The organism is Nonomuraea wenchangensis (genome assembly GCF_900111685.1).
Classification (GTDB): Bacteria; Actinomycetota; Actinomycetes; order Streptosporangiales; family Streptosporangiaceae; genus Nonomuraea; species Nonomuraea wenchangensis.
The window spans coordinates 178,580-199,288 of the sequence record NZ_FOHX01000010.1; the positions used below are offsets into that span (position 1 = coordinate 178,580).

Annotated in this window: 18 protein-coding genes; 11 read left to right on the top strand and 7 right to left on the bottom strand. The window is 72.9% G+C overall.

What is annotated here, in order from left to right; translation table 11 throughout:
• Positions 1-107 precede the first annotated feature (107 nt).
• From BMW85_RS28705 to BMW85_RS28720, 4 genes are read left to right on the top strand one after another with little or no spacing between them, the layout of a single operon-like run.
• Positions 108-1,742 carry a PP2C family protein-serine/threonine phosphatase gene (locus tag BMW85_RS28705; RefSeq protein WP_091087468.1) on the top strand — a complete coding sequence of 545 codons (1,635 nt, stop codon included), beginning with the start codon at positions 108-110 and terminating at the stop codon, positions 1,740-1,742.
• Positions 1,739-2,842, top strand: a complete 1,104-nt coding sequence (locus tag BMW85_RS28710; protein ID WP_091087471.1) for a cobalamin B12-binding domain-containing protein — start codon at positions 1,739-1,741, stop codon at positions 2,840-2,842. The genes BMW85_RS28705 and BMW85_RS28710 overlap by 4 nt, the downstream gene beginning before the upstream one ends.
• A complete protein-coding gene (locus BMW85_RS28715; protein WP_091087473.1) occupies positions 2,839-3,210 on the top strand; it encodes an STAS domain-containing protein in 372 nt (123 codons plus the stop codon). Before BMW85_RS28710 ends, BMW85_RS28715 begins: the two co-directional genes overlap by 4 nt.
• A gap of 34 nt (positions 3,211-3,244) precedes the next feature.
• Positions 3,245-4,288, top strand: coding sequence for a lytic transglycosylase domain-containing protein (locus tag BMW85_RS28720; protein ID WP_091087474.1), 1,044 nt, complete (start codon positions 3,245-3,247; stop codon positions 4,286-4,288).
• Positions 4,289-4,294: 6 nt separating this feature from the next.
• On the opposite strand, the gene BMW85_RS28725 is transcribed toward BMW85_RS28720, so the two are convergent.
• Positions 4,295-6,085 carry a glycoside hydrolase family 15 protein gene (locus BMW85_RS28725; RefSeq protein WP_091087477.1) on the bottom strand — a complete coding sequence of 597 codons (1,791 nt, stop codon included), beginning with the start codon at positions 6,083-6,085 and terminating at the stop codon, positions 4,295-4,297.
• A 36-nt stretch (positions 6,086-6,121) separates the two neighbouring features.
• The gene (yczE, locus tag BMW85_RS28730; protein ID WP_091087479.1) at positions 6,122-6,727 is read right to left on the bottom strand and encodes a membrane protein YczE; all 606 of its coding nucleotides are present in this window, start codon (positions 6,725-6,727) and stop codon (positions 6,122-6,124) included.
• Positions 6,728-6,789: 62 nt separating this feature from the next.
• Here yczE and yczR point away from each other — a divergent pair, with 62 nt between their 5' ends.
• Positions 6,790-8,220: a MocR-like transcription factor YczR gene (gene yczR / locus BMW85_RS28735; RefSeq protein WP_091087482.1), complete on the top strand. Its 1,431-nt coding sequence runs from the start codon at positions 6,790-6,792 to the stop codon at positions 8,218-8,220.
• A gap of 9 nt (positions 8,221-8,229) precedes the next feature.
• Here yczR and BMW85_RS28740 read toward each other — a convergent pair whose 3' ends face one another.
• On the bottom strand, positions 8,230-8,838 hold the full coding sequence (locus tag BMW85_RS28740; protein WP_091087484.1) for a trimeric intracellular cation channel family protein: 609 nt from the start codon (positions 8,836-8,838) through the stop codon (positions 8,230-8,232).
• Positions 8,839-8,847: 9 nt separating this feature from the next.
• Positions 8,848-10,341, bottom strand: a complete 1,494-nt coding sequence (locus BMW85_RS28745; protein WP_091087486.1) for a peptide MFS transporter — start codon at positions 10,339-10,341, stop codon at positions 8,848-8,850.
• Positions 10,342-10,488: 147 nt separating this feature from the next.
• Here BMW85_RS28745 and BMW85_RS28750 point away from each other — a divergent pair, with 147 nt between their 5' ends.
• The 5 genes from BMW85_RS28750 (at position 10,489) to BMW85_RS52365 (ending at position 16,612) form a co-directional block, all read left to right on the top strand.
• On the top strand, positions 10,489-12,339 hold the full coding sequence (locus BMW85_RS28750) for an AMP-dependent synthetase/ligase (RefSeq protein WP_091087489.1): 1,851 nt from the start codon (positions 10,489-10,491) through the stop codon (positions 12,337-12,339).
• Positions 12,340-12,419: 80 nt separating this feature from the next.
• Positions 12,420-13,988: a hypothetical protein gene (locus BMW85_RS28755; RefSeq protein ID WP_143082426.1), complete on the top strand. Its 1,569-nt coding sequence runs from the start codon at positions 12,420-12,422 to the stop codon at positions 13,986-13,988.
• A 114-nt stretch (positions 13,989-14,102) separates the two neighbouring features.
• The gene (locus tag BMW85_RS28760) at positions 14,103-14,591 is read left to right on the top strand and encodes a hypothetical protein (RefSeq protein ID WP_143082427.1); all 489 of its coding nucleotides are present in this window, start codon (positions 14,103-14,105) and stop codon (positions 14,589-14,591) included.
• 150 nt (positions 14,592-14,741) lie between these two features.
• Positions 14,742-15,731 carry a GTP 3',8-cyclase MoaA gene (gene moaA, locus BMW85_RS28765; RefSeq protein ID WP_091087494.1) on the top strand — a complete coding sequence of 330 codons (990 nt, stop codon included), beginning with the start codon at positions 14,742-14,744 and terminating at the stop codon, positions 15,729-15,731.
• Positions 15,732-15,736: 5 nt separating this feature from the next.
• Positions 15,737-16,612 carry an NTP transferase domain-containing protein gene (locus BMW85_RS52365; protein ID WP_342743446.1) on the top strand — a complete coding sequence of 292 codons (876 nt, stop codon included), beginning with the start codon at positions 15,737-15,739 and terminating at the stop codon, positions 16,610-16,612.
• Positions 16,613-16,928: 316 nt separating this feature from the next.
• On the opposite strand, the gene BMW85_RS28775 is transcribed toward BMW85_RS52365, so the two are convergent.
• Entirely contained in the window at positions 16,929-17,243 is a 315-nt protein-coding gene (locus BMW85_RS28775; protein WP_091087497.1) for a DUF3099 domain-containing protein, read from the bottom strand.
• A 99-nt stretch (positions 17,244-17,342) separates the two neighbouring features.
• On the opposite strand from BMW85_RS28775, the gene BMW85_RS28780 reads away from it, so the two are divergent.
• Positions 17,343-17,555, top strand: a complete 213-nt coding sequence (locus tag BMW85_RS28780) for a dodecin (RefSeq protein ID WP_020547544.1) — start codon at positions 17,343-17,345, stop codon at positions 17,553-17,555.
• Between the two features lie 259 nt (positions 17,556-17,814).
• Here the strand turns inward: BMW85_RS28780 and BMW85_RS28785 are convergent, their stop codons facing one another.
• Both BMW85_RS28785 and BMW85_RS28790 read right to left on the bottom strand, forming a co-directional pair.
• Positions 17,815-19,197 (bottom strand): metallopeptidase TldD-related protein, encoded by a 1,383-nt coding sequence (locus tag BMW85_RS28785; protein ID WP_091087500.1) that lies wholly within the window; start codon positions 19,195-19,197, stop codon positions 17,815-17,817.
• Positions 19,194-20,687 (bottom strand): TldD/PmbA family protein, encoded by a 1,494-nt coding sequence (locus BMW85_RS28790; RefSeq protein WP_091087502.1) that lies wholly within the window; start codon positions 20,685-20,687, stop codon positions 19,194-19,196. The genes BMW85_RS28785 and BMW85_RS28790 overlap by 4 nt, the downstream gene beginning before the upstream one ends.
• Positions 20,688-20,709 lie beyond the last annotated feature (22 nt).

Genomic DNA, 20,709 nt, shown 5'->3' on the forward strand with positions numbered 1-20,709 from the left:
ACTGCCGCAACGGCGAGGCTCGGTTAAAGTGGATGAGTTCGGTCAAAACGACTACGGCATAGGGAGGCAGAGCCCGTCACGGCGGGTTCGCTGTTGTGACAGGTCTCATGAGCGGCCTTGGGCAGGACGGAGCCGACGCCCTGTGGCGTGGCTCCCCGCACCCGGTTCTGGTGGTCGACGCCGCGGGCCTGATCACCCGGGTCAACCACGCCGCTCTGCGGCTGCTGCCCGCGGCGGTGCCCGGCGCGCCCCTGGCTGACGCCGCGCCCGCCTGGCTGTCCCACGCCCACATCCACGCCCACGCCCGGCTCGACCCTCGCCTGGACGACCTGCGGGAGCGCGGCCCCATCGGGCCGGCCACGTTCGAGGCGCAACCGGTGCGCGAGGGCGACGCCGTGGCCTGGTGGCTCGCCGACGTCACCGACCTCGAACGCGCCACTCGGGCGCTGCGCCTCGAACGCGAGCGGACCGCGTTCCTGGACACCGCCTCCGGCGAGCTGCTGTCCTCGCTCAACCTCGAACGCTGCATGGAGGTGACCACCCGCCTGGCTGCCCGCCACCTGGCCGACGCCGCGATGGTCATCCTGCCTCCCCACCGCCGCCGGCACCCCGTCGCCTACTGCGGCCCGGACGGCACCGTCGTCCGCGAGGAGCTGGCCCTGGACCCCGAGGACGTGCCGGGCCTCGCCGAGGCGCTGCAGGGCTACCCGCCCCTGCCCTCCCGCTGGATCGATCCCGCCGCCGCGCCCGCCTGGCTGGCCCGCGACGGGATCGGCGAGGTCGGCTCGATGGTGGTGAGCGCGCTCCCCGGGCACGGCGTCCCCGCCGGCGCGCTCGTCCTGCTGCGCCGCGGCGGCCAAGCCTGCTTCTCCGAGGGCGAGGAGGTCATCGCCCGCCTGTTCGCGGCCCGCGCGGGGGCCGCCATGTCCGCCGCCCGGCTGTACGCCGAACAGGCCGCCATCACCGAGACCCTCATGCGCGAGCTGCTGCCGCCCCGCGTCCGCAGCCTGCACGGCGTCGAGGTGGCCGCCCGCTACCGCCCTTCCGAGCAGGCCGCCCGCGTCGGCGGCGACTTCTACGACCTGCACGCCGCCGCCGAGCCCGGCGGCGAGTCGCTGGTGGTGCTCGGCGACGTGGCCGGCAAGGGCCTGGAGGCCGCCGTGCTCACCGGCAAGATCCGGCACACGCTGCGCGCGCTGCTGCCGCAGGCCGAAGACCACCAGCGTGTGCTCGAACTGCTCAACGGCGTGCTGCTGACCGGCGGCGACCGCACCCGCTTCGTCACGCTCGTCCTGGCCTCGCTGCTGCGGGTCGGCAACCGCGTACGGCTGCGCCTCACCAGCGCCGGGCACGCGCCGCCGCTCATCGTGCGCGCCGACGGGCGCGTCGAGGAGGCCCGCACCAGAGGCACCCTCATCGGCATGCTGGAGCGCGTCACCAGCGTCACCGACACCGTGCTGCTCGAACCCGGCGAGACGTGCCTGTTCTACACCGACGGCATCAGCGAGGCCAGGGGAGGCCCGCTGGGCGACGAGATGTACGGCGACGAGCGCCTGAAGGAGGAGTTGCGGCAGTGCGGCGGCATGCCGCCCGAGGCGATCGCCGAACGGGTGGAGATGCTGGCCTCCCAGTGGGTAAGAGGTGGCGATCACGACGACATGGCCGTCATCGCCATCACCGCGCCGCGCGGCGCGCATCTCAGCGCGGTGGGAGGCAACGGCCGGGGAAGGTTCACGGCATGACGCACACAGACGAGTCCCTTCCCGGGCTCTCCGCCTGGCAGGAGAAGCTCTGGAACGCCGCCGTCGCCGGCGACGAGTACGCCGCCGCGGACGCCGCGCTCGCCGCGCTCGACTCCGGCATCCCGCTGGAGACCCTGCTGCTGGAGGTCGTCGCGCCCGTGCAGGGCCGGGTCGGCAGCGAGTGGGAGGCCAACCGGCTCACCGTCGCGCAGGAGCACGCCGCGACCGCCGTCAACGAGCGGGTGCTGGCCGCCGTCGCCCACCACCCCGTGGCCCGCGCCGCCGCCTCCGGGCCGCCCGCCGGGCGGGTCGCGGTCGCCTGCATCGACGGCGAGTGGCACGCCATGCCCGCCAGGATCCTGGCGGAGGTGCTGCGGCTGCGCGGCTGGCGGGTCGACTACCTCGGCGCCCAGGTGCCGACGCCGCACCTCATCGCCCACCTGCACCGTACGGCCTGCGACGTGGTGGCGCTGTCCAGCTCCATCCCCGTCCGGCTGCCCGCCGCGCACGCGGCCATCACCGCCTGCCAGGCGACCGGCACCCCCGTGATGGCCGGCGGCGCGGCCTTCGGGCCGGACGGCCGTTACGCCCGCCTGCTCGGCGCCGACGCCTGGGCCCCGGACGGGCGGGTCGCCGCCGACCGCCTGGCGGCCGGACCGCTGCCCCGCCCGCCCGCGCCCCGCCAGGCGGTCGAGGACCTGCCGCACCTGGACGACCAGGAGTACACCCTGGTCAGCCGGTCGGCCCGGCGGCTGGTCAGGGACGTCATGAGCGGTCTGGAGGAGCGGGTCCCCGCGATGGCGGCGTACACGCCGCAGCAGCGCCGGCACACCGCCGAGGACATCGCGCACATCGTGGACTTCCTGGCCGCCGCGCTCTACGTGAACGACCCCGAGCTGTTCGGCCGCTTCCTCGGCTGGACGGCGGGCGTGCTGGTCGCCCGGGGTGTCCCCGCCGGTACGCTGCTACCCGCGCTCGACCTGCTCGGCGGGCGGCTGGAGGACTTCCCCCGGGCCGCGGCCATGATCGCGTACGGGCGGGACGCCGTCCGCGCCGCGTCCCCCTCCCCGTCCCCCGAACACCCCGGAAAGACCGCATGACCGCTTTCGTCCCCCTCCCGCTGACCCTCGTCCTGGACACGCCCCGCCCGGGGGCGCTGCGTGTCGCGGTAGGCGGCGACCTCGACTTCACCACCGCCGGGGAGCTGCTGACCACCGTCGCCGCCGCGCTCGACGGCGGAAGCCTCACCGACGTGCACCTCGACTGCGGCGGGCTGCGCATCTGCGACTCCAGCGGCCTGTCGGCCCTGCTGACCGTCCACCGGCACGCGGCGGCGGCCGGGGCGCGGCTGCACCTCGACGAGCGGCCGCCCACGCTGGATCGGCTGCTGGACGTCAGCGGCACCTATGAGCACCTCACGGGCGAGCCCGCCATGTCGGACCGGTGGCACTCCACCACCTCCGACTGAAGCCTGGGGCATGATCCGGGTAGGTTGGCCGACCATGGAGGATCTCCGACCCCCGCACAACGACCGCGCACCGCACCCGTCGCCGGCCCGCCCGCCGGCGGCCCATCGGACGAGGGGCGCCGGCCCGGCCCGCCTCGCGCTGGTGGCCGCGACCGCCGTCGTCACCGGGCTCAGCGGCTGCGGCGCGATCTCGTCGGCCGATCCGGCCGGCACGTCCTCGCCCGCCGCCCGCCCGAGCGGCGCGACGCCGGCAACCCGGACCGGGGAGCCGTCGGACGGGCCGGCCGAGGCGCGGCCGACGGAAGGCGCCGGAGCCGCCCGCGCGCTCCCCGCCCCCGGCAAGCCGCTCCCCGCGACCCCCGCCGAGCTGGCCACCGCCCTGCGCGAGACGACGGCCGCGCTGAACGCCGCCGTCGACCGATGGAAGCCCGCCAAGGGCGCCCCGCCGCGTGACGTCGAGCTGCTGGCCCTCTACCAGCAGCGCCTCTACCGCCACGCCGCCCGCCACCGCACCCTCGCCGACCGCGCCTTCGCCCGCCTCCCCGCCGCTTTGGCGGCCCAGGCCAGGGACAACGTCGGCGCCATCCGCGAGCTGCTCGCCCTGGCCCGCCCCATCAAGCCGTCGGCGGTGTTCAAGGTCCAGCCGGCCCGCCCGGCCGCCGAGCTGCTCGGCCACTTCAAGCGCGGCGAGCGCCGTTTCGGGGTGGAGTGGGAGGTGCTGGCGGCGGTGATGTTCGCCGAGACGAAGTTCGGCAGGGTGCGCTCCGACAGCCATGCGGGCGCCCAGGGCCCGATGCAGTTCATGCCGGCGACCTGGCGGGCGTACGGGATGGGCGGCGACGTCCAGGACCCCCGGGACGCGATCATGGGCGCGGCCAACTACCTCCGCGCCACCGGCGCGCCCCGCGACTACCGGCGGGCCCTGCACGCCTACAACCCGTCGCAGGCGTACGTGAACGCCATCCTCCTGCACGCCCGCCAGATGAAGCGCGACCCGCGCGCCTACTACGCCTACTACAACTGGCAGGTCTTCGTGCTCACGACGGCGGGCGAGCGCCGCCTGACCGGCCCGAAGTGATCGGGCTCAGTCCGTCGTGACACCGGCCGGGCCGTCATGAGGTGAGGACAGGGCGCGGGCGGCGTGCACCAGCGGCACGTGGCTGAAGGCCTGCGGGAAGTTGCCGACCAGCCGCCCGTAGCGGGGGTCGTACTCCTCGGCCAGCAGCCCGACGTCGTTGCGCAGCTCCAGCAGCCGCTCGAACAGCTCCGTCGCCTCCTCCCTGCGCCCCTGCATCGCCATCACCTCGACCAGCCAGAAGCTGCACGCGAGGAAGGCGCCCTCGCCGCCGGGCAGGCCGTCCACGTCGTTGTCCTCGGCGATCGGGTAGCGCAGGACGAAGCCGTCCGACATGAGCTCCTTCTCGATGGCGGCGACCGTGCCCACCACGCGGGGGTCGTCGGCGGGCAGGAAGCCCACCATGGGGATCATCAGCAGCGCGGCGTCCAGCTCGGACGACCCGTACGACTGCGTGAAGGTGTTGCGCGCGCAGTCGTAGCCCTTCTCGCAGATCTCCCGGTGGATGGTGTCCCGCAAGGTGCGCCACTTCTCGACGGGGCCGATGCGGCCGAAGCGCTCGACGTACTTGACGGCCCGGTCGAGCGCCGCCCAGCACATCACCTTGGAGTGGACGAAGTGCCGGCGCGGCCCGCGCACCTCCCACAGGCCCTCGTCGGGCTCGTCCCAGTGCTCCTCCACGTAGTCGAGGAGCTGGCGCTGGATCGTCCAGGCCCGGTCGTCGGCGGCCAGGCCGCGGGTGCGCGAGACGAAGAGGCAGTTCATCACCTCGCCGTACACGTCGAGCTGGAGCTGGCGGACCGCCTCGTTGCCGATCCTGACCGGGCGGGAGTCCTCGTAGCCGTCGAGCCAGTCGAGGCGCAGCTCGGGCAGGCGGCGCTCGCCGGCGACGCCGTACATGATCTGCAGGTCCTGGGGCCGCCCGGCGATGGCCCGCAGCAGCCAGGACCGCCAGTCGGCGGCCTCCTCCAGGTAGCCGTTGGAGATGAGCGCGTCGAGGGTCAGCGTGGCGTCGCGCAGCCAGCAGAAGCGGTAGTCCCAGTTGCGCACGCCGCCGAGGTCCTCCGGCAGCGAGGTGGTGGGGGCGGCGACGATGCCGCCGGTCGGCGCGTACGTGAGCGCCTTGAGCGTGATGAGCGAGCGGTTCACCGCCTCCCGGTAGGGGCCGCGGTAGCTGCACCGCGCCATCCAGTCGCGCCAGAACGCCTCGGTCTCGGCGAGCTGGTCCTCGCACTCGATCGCGGGCGGCATCTCCTGGTGCGAGGGATGCCAGGTGAACACGAACGGCAGCCGCTCGCCCTCCTTGACGGTGAACGTGGCCCGGTGCGCGTAGTCGCCGCCCTTCAGCGGCACGGGCGCGTGCAGCCACACCGAGTCGGGCCCGCCGATGGCCTGGAGGTGGCCGTTCGTCCGGCGCACCCAGGGCACGATCCGGCCGTAGTCGAAGCGCACCCGCAGCACGGTGGAGACCTCCACGCTGCCGGTGACGCCCTCGACGATGCGCACCACGTCGGGGGCGCGGTCGCGGGGCGGCATGAAGTCGATGATCCGTACGGTGCCCGTCGGGGTGTCCCACTCGCTCTCCAGGACGAGCGTGTCCGGGCGGTACCGCCGCCGGTCGGCGTGCTTGCGGCCGGTGGGGCCGAGCCACCAGTGCCCGTTGCGCTCGTTGCCGAGCAGGGACGCGAAGCACGCGGGGGAGTCGAACCTGGGCAGGCACAGCCAGTCGATGGAGCCGTCCCTGCCCACGAGCGCGGCCGATTGCATGTCTCCGATGAGGGCGTAATCCTCGAGGCGCATGCTAAGACGCTACTCGCCGCGCGGGTGGTGCCGCGCTCACGAGAGCGGGAACCAGCGGGTGAAGAGCTGCGTCAGCGGGCCGACGGCCAGCGCGAACACGAGGGTGCCGAGGCCGGCCGTGCCGCCGAGCAGCCAGCCCGCGGCCAGCGCGGTGATCTCGATGAGGAAGCGGCCGAGCCGTACCGACAGGCCGAGCCTGGTCAGCCCGGTCATGATGCCGTCGCGGGGTCCCGGGCCCATGCCGGCGCCGATGTAGAGGACGGTGGCGAGGGCGACCGCGCAGACGCCGGCGGCGACGTACAGGGCCTGGAGGGGGAGCGCGTGCGGCGTCGGCAGCAGCGCGATCGCGGCGTCGGCGAACAGGCCGAGGAACACCACGTTGGCGATCGTCCCGAACCCGGGGCGCTGGCGCAGCGGGATCCACAACAGCATCACCAGCGCGCCCACGGCGATGATGACGGTGCCGATGGACACGCCCGTGCGCATGGCGACCCCCTGGTGGAAGACGTCCCACGGGCTGTTGCCGAGCCCGGACTCCACCTGGAGGCCGATGCCGACGCCGTACAGGGCGAGGCCGCCGTGGAGCCGGGCCAGCCTGGCCGGGAGGGAACGCGGCATGGGAAGGGTCGTGCTGTCGCTCATAATGGCATCAGAGTGGCAGGGTTCGACTTGCCAAAACAGGGCCAATAACGAAAAGTGGCCCTATGCGGCATCTCTCGGCTTCCCAGGTGGCCCGGCTCGCCGGCGTCGATCGCGGCGCCCGCCCCTACTACCGGGCGCTCGCCGACGGCGTGCGCGCCCGCATCATGGACGGCCAGATCCCGGTACGCGTCCGCATGCCCGCCGAGCGCCACCTCGCCGAGGCGCTGCGGGTCAGCCGCACCACGGTCACCGCCGCCTACGACCTGCTGCGCGAGCGCGGCTACCTGGAGAGCCGCCAGGGCTCGGGAAGCTGGACCGCGCTGCCCGACCCCGCCTCCACCGCCGACAACCCCTGGCTCAGCACCTGCGGCGACGGACTCATCCAGCTCCACAGCGCCGCCCCGCCCGCGCCCGCCGCGCTGCGCGAGGTGATGCTGGAGGCGGTCGAGGACCTGCCGCGCCACGGCATGGGCAACGGCTACGACCCCATGGGCGTGCCGCTGCTGAGGGAGCGCATCGCGGCCCGTTACACCGCCCGCGGCGTGGCCACCCGCCCCGAGCAGATCGTCGTCACCGCCGGCTCCCAGCACGCACTCCACCTCGTGCTCGGCCTGCTCGCCGGGCCGGGGGACGCGGTGCTGGTGGAGTCGCCGACCTACCCGCACGCGATCGACGCGGCCCGGCTGCGCGGCGCCCGCATCGTCCCGGTCGGGATCTCCCACGAGGGCTGGCGGCCCGACCTGCTCACGGGCGCGATGCGGCAGTCCGGGGCCCGCCTCGCCTACCTCATGCCCGACTTCCAGAACCCGACCGGCGCCCTCATGGACGACGCCACCCGCGCCGCCGTGACCGCCGCGGCCCGGCGCCACGACGCGCTGCTGCTCATCGACGAGACCTGGCAGGAGCTGGCGATCGACGAGGTGCCGCCCACCTCGCCGATGGCCGCCTTCGACACCGACAGCCGGGTGATCAGCGTCGGGTCGGCGTCCAAGCTGTGGTGGGGCGGGCTGCGCGTGGGCTGGATCCGGGCCACCGCCGCGCTGGCCCGCCGCCTCGCCACGCACCGCGCGGTCGTCGACATCGCCGGCCCCGTGCTGGAGCAGCTCGCCGTGGCGCGGCTGTTCGACCGGCTGGAGGAGACCCGCGCCGAACGCCGCCGCGCCCTGCGCGCCTCCCGCGCCGCCCTGGTGGACGGGCTGCGCGAGCACCTGCCCGGATGGACGTTCACGGTGCCGCGCGGCGGCGGCACGCTCTGGGTCCGGCTGAACGGTGACGCCGCAACCCCGCTCGCCGAGGCCGCCGCCGGGCACGGCGTCCGGCTCGCGCCCGGCCCCTGGTTCGGCCTGGAGGGCACCCTGGAGGGCTACCTGCGGCTGCCGTTCACCCTGCCGCCCCAGGCGCTGGCCGAGGCCGTCGTCCGCCTGCGCGCCGCCCGCGAGCACGGCCCCGTCGGCTCCGTCCCCGTCCCCGACTCGCTCAGCGCGATGGTGTGAGCGGCCCGCTCACTGGGAGGCGCCCCTGGCCATCGGGAAACGCCATTTGAACCGCATGGCCGTGATGCGCAGCCCGAAGGCCAGCAGCGCCGCGGCGAGGGTGGCGGGCCAGCCGTGCATCCCGTATGACGACAGCGCCGCCATCACCCCGGACCCGAGCATCGCCGGCACGGCGTAGAGCTGGCGGTCGTAGAGCAACGTCGGGATCTCCCCGGCCAGCACGTCCCGCAGCATGCCGCCGCCCACCGCCGTGACGACGCCCAGCAGGGTGGCGTGCAGCGGGTTGAGCCCGTACTCCAGGGCCTTCTCGGTGCCGACCGCGCAGAACAGCCCGAGCCCGGCCGCGTCCAGCACCAGGATGGCGGGCATCACCCGGGCCACGTGCGGGTGCCAGAAGAAGACGATCACCGTGGCGGCCACCGGCACCAGGACGTAGCCGAGGCTCTGGAACGCGATCGGCCGCACGTTGAGTATCAGGTCGCGGACCACGCCGCCGCCGAGCGCGGTCATCGAGGCCAGCACCAGCATGCCCACCCCGTCCAGCCGTTTGCGCACGCCCATCAGCGCACCGGACAGGGCGAAGACGAAAATTCCGACAAGATCCAGGATTTCTGACACGGTGGATTTCTACCGGATCGAGGAGGGAAGGGCCTCCGCGTGGTAGTGCTCGGCCATCAGCACCCGCAGCCGCCGCGTGAACATGAACAGCGCCACCCCCGCCACGATCGCCATGACCGCCAGCACCAGGTAGTAGGCCGGCTCCGACAGCACCGCGCCGAGCCGCCCCGTCTGCCCGCCGACCGCGTCGCCCACCGAGACCGCGATGAACCACACGCCGAGCATCTGCGCCTTGAACGCCTCCGGCGCCAGCTTCGTCGTCACCGACAGCCCGACCGGGCTGAGCGACAGCTCGCCGAACACCTGGATCGCGTACACCAGCACCAGCCACCACACCGACACCCGCCCGGACTGGGCCAGCCCCGCCGCCACCGCCATGACCACGAAGCTCAGCCCCACCATGACCAGCGCGAAGCCGAACTTCTGCGGCGTGCTCACCCGCGTGCCCAGCTTGACCCAGAGCGCCGCGAACACCGGCACGAAGATCATGATGAGCAGCGGGTTGAACGACTGCGTCGTGGCCGGCTGGATGTGGACCCCGAACAGCGACAGGTCGGTGTGGTCCGCGGCGAAGGCCAGCAGCTTGCTCGGCGCCAGGTCGTAGATCATCCAGAAGATGGCCGCGGCCACGAAGAGCCAGATGTAGGCCTTCATCCGGTCGCGTTCCTCCTGCGACAGCTCGTGGCTGCCCAGCATGATGTACGAGAAGTAGACGATCGGCACGATGAGGATGACCACGGTGATCACGATCGTCAGCCGGTCGATCGTGAGCGTGCCGCTCGCCGCCCAGATCGCCAGCGCGGCCACGACCACGGCGGCGCCGAGACCCGCCACACGGCCGAAGCGGCGCCGTTCGGCGGGCGTCAGCCGCAGGCCCGGCCGCTCGCCGACGCCGCGCAGCGCGCGCCTGCCCCACACGTACTGGGTCAGGCCGAGCGCCATGCCGACGGCCGCCGCGCTGAAGCCGAGGTGCCAGCGGTCGCCGTCGGCCAGCCAGCCGACCACGATCGGCGCGAAGAACGCCCCCAGGTTGATGCCGAGGTAGAACAGCGAGAACCCGGCGTCGCGGCGGCCGTCCTCGTCCTCGGAGTAGAGCCGGCCCACCATGACCGAGATGTTCGGCTTGAGCAGTCCTGTGCCTGCGATGATCAGCAGCAGCCCGAGCCAGACGAAGAACGGCGCCGGCACCGGGATCGCCATGCTGATGTGCCCCAGCATGATGACGAACCCGCCCCAGAACACCGACCTGCGCGCCCCCAGGACGCGGTCGGCCACCCAGCCGCCCGGCAGCGCCACCAGGTAGATGAGCGCGCCGTAGACGCCGACGACCGCCTGCGCCGTCTCCGGCGGCAGGCCCAGCCCCTGGCGGGCCGGCGAGGCGGCCATGAACGTGTAGAGGATCGCGCGCAGGCCGTACCAGCTGAACCGCTCCCACATCTCGGTGCCGAAGAGCGTCGCCAGGCCCCACGGATGTCCGAAGAACGTCCTGCCGCTGCCCCGCATCGCCGTGCCCCCACTGTGACGGATCGCATCCGATCCATCACTCTACGTCAGAGATGCCGCTCTTTCCGTGCAAGGTCTTGCCGCTGTCCGGCCCCTGTGGTGCGATGCAAGCCATTCATGCAAGTGAATACTGACTGGAGGCGCGCCATGGCCGAAGTCCTCGAGGTCCGGGCCGAGATCGAGCAGCAGATCGCCGGTCGTACCGTCTGCGCGCAGCTCGCCGAGCTGGCCGAGCGGCACCCCGACGCCCCCGCCTACTCCGACCCCGGCGACCCCGACTCCGGCGAGGACTGGCGCACGCTCACCTACGCCGAGGCCAGGCAGCGCGTCCTGGAGATCGCGGCCGGCTTCGCCGCCCTCGGCTTAGAGCGCGGCGAGTCCGTCGCGCTCATGATGGTCAACCGCAGCGAGCACGTCCTCGCCGACCTCGGCGCCGTGCACGCCGGGGGAGTGGGCTGCACGATCTACAGCACGTTCGCGCCCGAGCAGATCGAGTTCGTGGCCGGCGACGTCGGCGCCCGCTTCGCCGTACTCGGCGGCCCCGCCGAGCTGGCCCGCTGGCAGCCGGTGCTCGACCGCCTCGGCGGCCTGCGCAGGATCATCATGCTGGAGGGCGCACCCGCAGGCGACGAGCGGTTCATGGCCTGGACGGACTTCCTGGAGCTGGGCCGCGCCCGGCTCGCCGCCGACCCCGCCGCCGTCGAGGAGCGCCTGCGCGCCGTCACCGCAGGCGACGTCGTCACCGTCCTCTACACCTCCGGCACCACCGGGATGCCCAAGGGCGTGCCGCTCACCCACACCAACGTCTTCTACGAGGTCGCCGCCACCGACCGGATCACCGCGCTGCCGACGCTCGGCACCCAGATCTCCTACCTCACCTACGCCCACATCGCCGAGCGCATCCTCAGCCTCTACCTGCCGCTGGTGAAGGCGTCCCACGTCTACTTCTGCACCGACCTCGCCAACCTCGGCGCCACGCTGGGGCAGGTCCGGCCGATGATGTTCTTCGGGGTGCCGCGCGTGTGGGAGAAGATGATGGCCCGCCTCCTCGCCGTGCTCGCCGGCCAGCCGGAGGAGCAGCAGGCCGCGGTCCGCGAGGCCATGGCGGCCGGCCGCGCGTACGTCGAGGCCGGACAGTACGGCCACACGATCACGCCCGAGATCCAGGCCGCGTACGACAAGGCCGACGCCGCCCTGCTCGGGATCATCCGCGGCATGATCGGCTTCGACCGCGCCCAGTGGACCGCCACCGGCGCCGCCCCCCTCCCGCCCGAGGTGCAGAACTTCTACGCCGGCCTCGGGCTCAAGGTCATCGACGTGTACGGCATGACGGAGACCACCGGCGCCTTCACCGGCAACAGCCCCGACTGCTACCGCCTCGGCACCGTCGGCAGGGCCGAGCCCGGCGTCGAGGTGCGCATCGCAGAGGACGGTGAGCTGCTCACCCGCAGCCCGCTCAACACCCTCGGCTACCTCAACCGGGCCAAGGCCACCGCCGAGCTCATCGACGCCGACGGGTGGCTGCACACCGGCGACATCGGCAGCGTGGACGACGACGGCTTCTACCGCGTCGTGGACCGCAAGAAGGAGCTCATCATCACCGCGGGCGGCGAGAACATCTCCCCGGCCGAGATCGAGAACCACCTCAAGCAGCACCCGCTCATCGGCCAGGCGCTCGCCTACGGCGACCGGCGGCCCTACCCGGTCGCCGTCCTCACCCTCGACGCCGAGGTCGCGCCCGGCTGGGCGCAGGCGCGCGGCATCACCTACGGCTCACTCGCCGAGCTCGCCGCGCACCCCGACGTGCTGAAGGAGGTGGAGAGCGCGGTCGAGACCGCCAACGCCAGGCTCGCCCGGGTGCAGCAGGTGAAGAAGTGGGCGCTGCTCGGCACCGAGTGGACCGCCGAGACCGAGGAGCTCACCCCGAGCCTCAAGCTCAAGAGGCGGATCATCCACACGAAGTACGCCGATGTCATCGAAGGCCTCTACTCCGGCTGATCCCGTCTTTTACCGGCTTTACCAATAGGGGCGTGTGTCAAGGGTTTGGCCATGACCGGGCGGTTCCTACCGTCTTGATCATGACCAGAGGACTGCTACTCGCCTCGCTCGCGGCGGGGACGCTCGTGGCTCCCGCGTCCGCGTCCACCGCCGCCGCCGGGGTCCCCGTCAGGCTGCTGCCTGTCTCCGCGCCCGTGCCCTCCTCGGAGGAGGGGCCCGTCATCCGCGCCATCAGCGTGCGGCCCGCCGACCCCGTCGTCGGGCCGCGCGGCTCCGTCCGCCTGGTGATCGACGTGGTCGCCAAGGGGACGTCGGGCAAGAACGGCGTCACCGTCAAGGTCGAGCCTGGCGCTCCGCCCGGCCCGGTGCTGGCGTCCAAGCCGCTGCCCGACGAGCCGCCGTCCGACCCCACCCCCGCCGAGCAGCCCGACCCGGAGTTCCCGGCTGACCCCTTCGGACCGGGATCCTCGTCCGACCCCTCCGGATCCGGATCCTCGGCGGAACACTCCCGACCGGGGGCCCCGGCCGAGCACTCCCGACGCGGAGCCCCGGCGGAACACTCCCGACCGGGAACCTCGGCCGAGCACTCCCGACGCGGGGCCCCGGCGGAACGCTACCGACCGGGATCCTCGCCCGAACGCTCCCGACCGAGGGTCCCGGCCGAAACCGCCGACCCGGAGTACCCGGTCGAGTATTCCCAACTGGGGCTCCCGGACGTTAATCCCGAGCTGGGGTTCTCGGCCGGGCCTTCCGGGGTGACCGCCGCCGGCGAGCTGTCCGGGCTCGCCGACCCGGTCGCGCAGGCCACGCCGACCGTGGCAGCCACGCCGGCCGAGGATGCCGCGCCAACCGTGGCAGCCACGCCGGCCGCGCCGACTGATTCGGCGACACCGGCCGACCCGGCGACGCAGGCCGAGCTGACCGCTCCCGACGCCCCGGCGACGCCAACCGATTCGACCACCCCGACCGCCCCGACCGCCCCGGCGGCGCCGGCCGGCTCGACGGACTCGCCCGACTCGACCGGCTCGACCGACTCGACGCCGACCGAGTCGGCCGTTCTCGCGGCGTCGTCGGACCTGGCCCTGGCGTCCACGGCCAAGCACGCCGGCGCGACCTCGAAGGCGCGGGGGCCGTACCTGCACCTGGTCCCGCTCACCAGCGCCGTCGTCGCGAGCCCTGGCGCGCGGCGGGAGGCCGACGGCTGGGAGACGTGGCGCTTCCTCCCCGACAAGAGGCTCAGCCGCTACTACCCGACCGGCACCTGGACGGTGGCCGCCACCGCCCGCGGCAAGGACGGCCGGACCGTGACCGAGTACGCCACCTTCCAGTTCCGCCGCGCGACCCGCCTGTCGCCCGTGCACGTCGAGAAGGCCGGGTCCGGCGGCGCGGTCCGCGTACGCGGTTCGCTGACCCGCGTCGACCCGCGCGGCCTGACCGACTACGGCCCGTACGGCAAGCAGCGCCTGGAGGTCCTGTGGCGCCAGGACTGGCACTCCGAGTGGCGGCAGGTCGCCCAGACCGTCACGGACGCCGCGGGCGGCTTCGATACCAGGATCTGGGGCCGGCCGCAGGGCTACTGGCGGGTCCGCTTCCCCGGGAACACTCACTACGCCGCCTACACCTCCAGGACCCGACGAACCCAGAGGTAAGGGACTTGTAGCTGAAACGTGATCTCCTTTGCCGCAACTTTCCTTGACCTTTACGAGTCAATGGTTGACGTGTCCTATTTGGGGCGCGTTCGTGACGGGGAAGGAATCATGAAGATGCGACGAATCGCAGCCGGTCTGGCGGCCGCCGCCCTGGGCGCCTCGGTGCTCGCCACGGCGGCCACGCCCGCGTTCGCGGACGAGCCGGACCCGGACTTCGCCGGCGGCAACACGAGCCTGGCGCTCGACGCCAACCCCGAGCCCGCCTGGCGCGGCAAGCCGATCCGCCTCGACGGCAAGCTGTCGGTGCAGTGCGAGGATGACTACATCAGCGGGTTCGTGCAGGTGCTCCACTCCGACGCCTGCAAGAAGCAGGAGCGCTGGCACCGCCTGGCCTGGAAGCGGATCGTGATCCTCTTCCAGCCGAACGGCACCGGCAAGTGGGAGTACGTCGACTCGGTCAGGACCGGCCGCGACGGCTACTTCCACACCCGCGTCCAGGCCCGTACGTCGGGCACCTGGCGTGCCGTCTTCGAGGGCGCCAGGCACCTGGAGCCGTCGGAGGCCACCGACTACGTCAAGGTCATCGGCCGCCGCCACCACTGAGGCCCGGCCTGCTGCTCCCGCCGGACGCCCGGCCGCTTCGGCGGCCGGGCGTCCGGCATTCCCGGACGTGCGGCGACAAGGTGGTTTTGAGTACGGCCGGAACCACGTCGTAGGCTGGCTCTCTGGCGATCGAAATGGAGGTGACGCCCCGTGTTGCGAGACTCGTTCGGACGGGTGGCGACGGATCTCAGGGTGTCCCTCACGGACAAGTGCAACCTGCGCTGCACCTACTGCATGCCTCCCGAGGGGCTGGACTGGCTGCCGAGCGCCCAGCTGCTCACGGCCGACGAGATCGTCCGCCTGGTGGGTGTCGGCGTCGAGCGTCTGGGCATCACCGAGGTCCGCTACACCGGCGGCGAGCCGCTGCTGCGGCGCGAGCTGGTAGACATCGTGGCCCGCACCGCCGCACTGGAGCCCCGGCCGCAGGTCTCGCTGACCACCAACGGCATCGGCCTCGCCCGCCTGGCCGGGACGCTGGCCGACGCCGGGCTCGACCGCGTCAACGTCTCACTCGACACCCTCGACGCCGACACGTTCAAGCGTCTCGCCCACCGCGACCGGCACGCCGACGTCATCGCCGGCCTCGCCGCCGCCGACCGCGCCGGGCTGCGCCCCGTCAAGATCAACGCGGTGCTCATGCGCGGCGTCAACGAGCACGAGGCCGTCCCGCTGCTGCGCTGGTCGCTGGAGCAGGGCTACGAACTGCGCTTCATCGAGCAGATGCCGCTCGACGCGCAGCACGGCTGGAGCCGCGAGGCCATGGTCACCGCCGACGAGATCCTCGGCCTGCTGTCGGAGGCGTTCGACCTGACGCCGGACGACCAGGAGGAGCGGGGCAGCGCGCCCGCCGAGCGCTTCCTGGTGGACGGCGGGCCCGCGCGGGTCGGCGTCATCGGCTCGGTCACCCGCCCGTTCTGCGGCGCCTGCGACCGCGTCCGGCTCACCGCCGACGGCCAGGTCCGCAACTGCCTGTTCGCGACCGAGGAGTCCGACCTCAAGACCGCGCTGCGGGCCGGCGCCACGGACGAGGAGCTCGCGGCGCGCTGGCAGGCGGCGGTCGCACGCAAACGCGCCGGCCACGGCATCGACGACCCGTCCTTCCTCCAGCCCTCCCGCCCGATGTCCGCCATCGGCGGCTGACCCCCATGACCGACGGCCCTCAGTCGGGGGAGCCGGGCGCCACGCCCGGCGGCCCTGAGCGAGGCGGGCCCGCGGGCTGGTCCCCGGCCGCGACCTTCGACGCCGTGGTGCTGGCCGGAGGCGAGGCCAGGCGGCTCGGAGGGCGCGACAAGCCGGGCATCACCGTCGGCGGCCGATCGCTCGTCGAGAACGTCGTCGCCGCCGCGTCCGGCGCCCGCCGCACGATCGTGGTGGGCCCCGAGCGCCCCCTTCCCGGCGTACGGTTCGCGCGCGAGGACCCGCCGGGCGGCGGGCCCGTCCCCGCCCTGGCCGCGGGACTGGCGCACGTGACCGCCCCGTGGGTGGCGCTGCTCGCCGGGGACCTGCCGTTCCTCACGCGGGCGCACGTCGCCGCGCTGCTGGAGGCCGCGCCGCCGGGCGCGGGCGCGGTGATGGTGGACGACGGCGGGCGGGAACAATGGCTGGCGGGCGTCTGGCCGGCCGCCGAGCTGCGGAGCGCGCTCGCCGCCTACGCAGGCCGCTCGCTGCGCGGCCTGCTGGCCCCGCTGGTCGGCGCGCGCCTGACGCCGCCCGGACGCCCCTGGTTCGACTGCGACACGATCAACGACCTGGAGGAGGCACACATGCACGTGCTCGACGAATGGACCGCCCTGGCCTGCAAGGAGCTGGGCATCGACCCGGCGGCCGTGGACCGCGACCAGATCCTCGACCTCACCAAGGAGGTCGCCCACGGCGTGGCCCGCCCGGCCGCGCCGCTGACGGCATACCTGCTGGGCCTGGCCCAGGGCGCGGGCACCGCCCCCGAGGACGCCGTCGCCAAACTGACCACATTGGCGAAGAACTGGCCGGCGGCGGCCACCGGGACGCTGACAGACGGCTGACACTCGAACGAACTCTTGAAGTCAAGCCCGCTCCCGCCTGAAGATTTCCTGTGAATAACAGGAGGGGCGGGAGTGAAAACGATTTCGGGAAAGCAGTCCTATCGGACCGGGCCGGCGTCGCCGTTCTAGATCATCTGCTGACGCAGGTTTGACCGGGAAAAGGGCGACGCCGGGTGGTTACGGGGGCAAACCACCCGGCGTCGCTTCATCGGCGTTCCGACGGGGGCCCGGAACGCCGGCACCAGCACTCCGACGGGGGACCGGAGCGCTTGGCTAAAGCGTACACCTACAACCCATGGGATGCGTCAAGACTTAGTCACGACCCGATCTCGCGTCGATGCAGCGGTATCTCGCTTTGGTTAGCCTCAGGGTCCTGAAAGGCAGGAGGTGGGGCGGGCTCGCCCCTCTCATTGGCCCCGATTACCGCTATGTATGGCAAAAACACGGCGCCGGCGATGAAGAGCAGCCTGAACGGCCACGGCACGGGCACCACCACCGCGAGGATCAGGCACAGCGTGCGGATGCCCATCTGGACGAGATATCTGACCTCACGCCGGTGGATGTCCGCCGTCAGCGACGGTTTGGCGTCGGTGACCTGGTGGACGTCCGGGTTTCTGCGCCACCGCTTCATACCTTCCACGGTAGTCCTCGGAACACGAGCTCGGGACGGCGCACCCGGGCGGCGGAGGGGGTCATGCGATCATGGCCTTCGGGTAAGGAGGAGAGGGATATGTCGGACCGAACGTACCGGGTCACCGAGATAGTCGGGACCTCGGGAGAGAGCGTCGACCAGGCCATCCGCAACGGCATCAGACGGGCCTCGGAGACGCTGCGGCACCTGGACTGGTTCGAGGTGACGGAGATCCGCGGCCACATCGACGCGGGGGAGGTCGCGCACTTCCAGGTGGGCATGAAGGTCGGCTTCCGCCTGGAGGACGCCTGAGCGCCCTCTGAGCCCCGCCCACGCCCCACTGACGACTCAGCCCGCCCCCACGGCCGCGCGGCTGCCGCCACGGCCGCGCGGGCTGCCCCGCCGACACCGCTGCCGCTGCCGCCCGGACCCGGCCGCCGGCAGTCGACACCGACCTGGGCCCGCCGTATCGCGCCGATCTGGGCCTCAGGCGGGCCCGTCCGGGCCCGCCTGCCCGGCCCTGGGGCCGGTGTCCGCCCGGGCCCGCGGCTTGCCTCGGCCCGGGGCCGGGTCAGCTTGCCTGGCTCACCGTGGACATGTTGAAGTCCGGTACTCGCACCGCCGGCATGATCGTCCGCTGGAAGTAGTCGTTCCACTCGCGCGGCAGGGTCCGCGCCTCCGCCCCCACCTCGGAGATCCGCCCGAGCAGGTCGACCGGGCTCTCGTTGAAGCGGAAGTTGTTGACCTCGCCCACGACCTCGCCGTGCTCCACGAGGTAGACCCCGTCACGGGTCAGCCCGGTGACGAGCAGCGTCTGGGGATCGACCTCCCGGATGTACCACAGGCAGGTGAGCAGCAGCCCGTGCCGTGTGCCGGCGATCATCTCCTCCAGCGACGGCGACGGCGACGTCCCGCCGCCGGGCCCGCGCATGATCAGGTTGTCGACGGCCGGCGTCACCGCCAGCCCGCTCAGCTCGGCCGAGTAGCGGGTCTGGTGCAGCGCTTCCAGCCGCCCGTCCCTGATCCAGTCGGTCGGCCCCAGCGGCAGCCCGTTGTCGAAGACCGAGCTCTCCCTGCTGGAGGCGTGCGCCGTCACGAACGGCGCGCACGCGATGCCCTCCGCACCCGGATCGCTCGACAGCGTCACCGGCAGCGTGCCGAGCTGCTCGCCCACGCGGGTGCCCCCGCCGGGTTTCGCGAACACCGACCGCCCGTCCAGAGCGTCGCGCGCCCCCGCCGACCAGAACAGGTAGATCATCAGGTCGGCCACGGCGCTCGGCGGCAGCAGCGTCTCGTAGCGGCCCGCGGGCATGTCCACCCGGTTCTTCGCCCACTCCAGCCGCTGGGCCAGCGACGCGCCGAGCGTGTCGACGTCGACGTCGGTGAAGTCTTCCGTCGACACGCCGGTCCAGGCCGACCGCTTGAGGTCGGCCGACTTGGCGTTGAGCTCCAGGCGGCCGGTCGGCTGGTCGTGCCGCAGCCGCACGTCCGTGGACGTGCCGAGGAACGTCGAGGTCAGCCGGTGCTCGGCGAAGCCGTAGAGCCTCCTGCCGCCCGCCTCGGCCGTCGCGAACGCCTCGCCCAGCGCGGGCGCGAACGCCCCGAACACGCCGATGTCGGTGGGCCGTACGTCCTCGTCCCAGTGGGCGGAGGCGGGACCCGCCTCGACGAGCGGGCGCGCGTCCTCGGCGGGCTGGGCGTCCCTCGCCGCCTTGTCGGCCGCCGCCACGACGTCGGCGAGCTGGTCCTCGCGCACCGCCGCCCGCGACACCACGCCGGCCCGCTCGCCCGCGATCGAGATCACCGTCAGCCGGGACGAGCGCGCCACGCCGTTCGTGGTCAGCGTGTTGCCGGCGAAGCGCAGGTTGGCGGTGGACTCCTCGTCCACCAGCACCACGCAGCCGTCGTTCGTGGAGAGCGCCAGGGCCCTTTCCACCATCTCCTGGGGAGTCACTTCCCGCCCTCCTGCACGGTGTTGAGTATCCGTACGCCTCTGAACAGCGCGGACGGACATCCGTGGCTGACCGGGGCGACCTGCCCCGGCTGGCCCTTGCCGCAGTTGAACGCGCCGCCCAGCACGTACGTGCCCGGCCCGCCGACCGCCTCCATCGACTGCCAGAAGTCCGTCGTCGTCGCCTGGTAGGCGAAGTCCCTGACCTGCCCGGCCAGTTTCCCGTGCGAGATGCGGTAGGCCCGCTGACCGGTGAACTGAAAGTTGTAGCGTTGCATGTCGATCGACCAGCTCTTGTCGCCCACGATGTAGATGCCCCGCTCGACCCCGGCGATCAGCTCGTCGGTGCCCGGCCCGTCCGGCGCGGCCTGGAGCGAGACGTTGGCCATGCGCTGGATCGGCATGTGCCCCGGCGAGTCGGCGAAGGCGCACCCGTTGGAGCGCCCGAACCCCTTCATCAGCGCCATCCGCCGGTCGAGCTGGTAGCCGACCAGGATGCCGTCCTTGACGATGTCGAAGCTCTGCCCCCGCACGCCCTCGTCGTCGTAGCCGACGGTGGCCAGGCCGTGGGTGACGGTGCGGTCGCCGGTGACGTTCATCAGCGGCGAGCCGTAGACCAGCTCGCCGAGCTGGTCGAAGGTGGCGAAGCTGGTGCCCGCGTAGGCGGCCTCGTAGCCGAGCGCCCGGTCGAGCTCGGTGGCGTGGCCGATCGACTCGTGGATGGTCAGCCACAGGTTGGACGGGTCGATCACGAGGTCGTAGTCGCCGGCCTCGACCGACGGGGCGGCGAGCTTCTCGGCCAGCAGCTCGGGCAGCCGGGCCAGCTCGCCCTGCCAGTCCCAGCCGGTGCCCGTCAGGTATTCGTAGCCGCGCCCGACCGGCGGCGCGATCGTCGACATGTCGTCGAAGCCGCTCTCGCCCGCCTTCATGGCGTTGAGCTTGGGGTGCACCCGCACCCGCTGCTGCGTGGTCACCGTGCCGGCCGTGTCGGCGTAGAACTTCTGCTCCTTGACCTGCAGCAGCCGCGCCGAGACGTGGTCGGCGCCCTTGAGCAGGCCCGCCGACCAGTCGGCCAGCAGGGCCACCTTGTCGGCCGACGGCACCTCGAACGGGTCCACGTCGTACGCCGACACCCACACCGCCTCGGCGTGCACCGGCTCGGGCGCCAGCTCGATCGGCTCCCTGTTGATCGGCGCCGACACCTCGGCCACCCGCACCGCCTGCTCGGCCACCCGCGCCGCGGCCTCCGGGGTGAGGTGGATCCCGGCGGCGAACCCCCACGTGCCGGCCTTGACGACGCGCACCGCGTAGCCGAGGTCGTCGGCGTCCGTGGCGCCCTCCAGGCGGGCGTCGTACAGGCTCAGCGTCTCGGCGCGGACCCGTTCGAGCCGGAAGTCGGCGTGTTCGGCGCCGAGGTCCCGAGCGCGTTGCAGGGCGGCGTCCGCGAGCTGCCTGAGCGGCAGTTCCAGGAAATCGGCATCGATCTGGCGCATGTCCACGATCCTAACCCTGTGA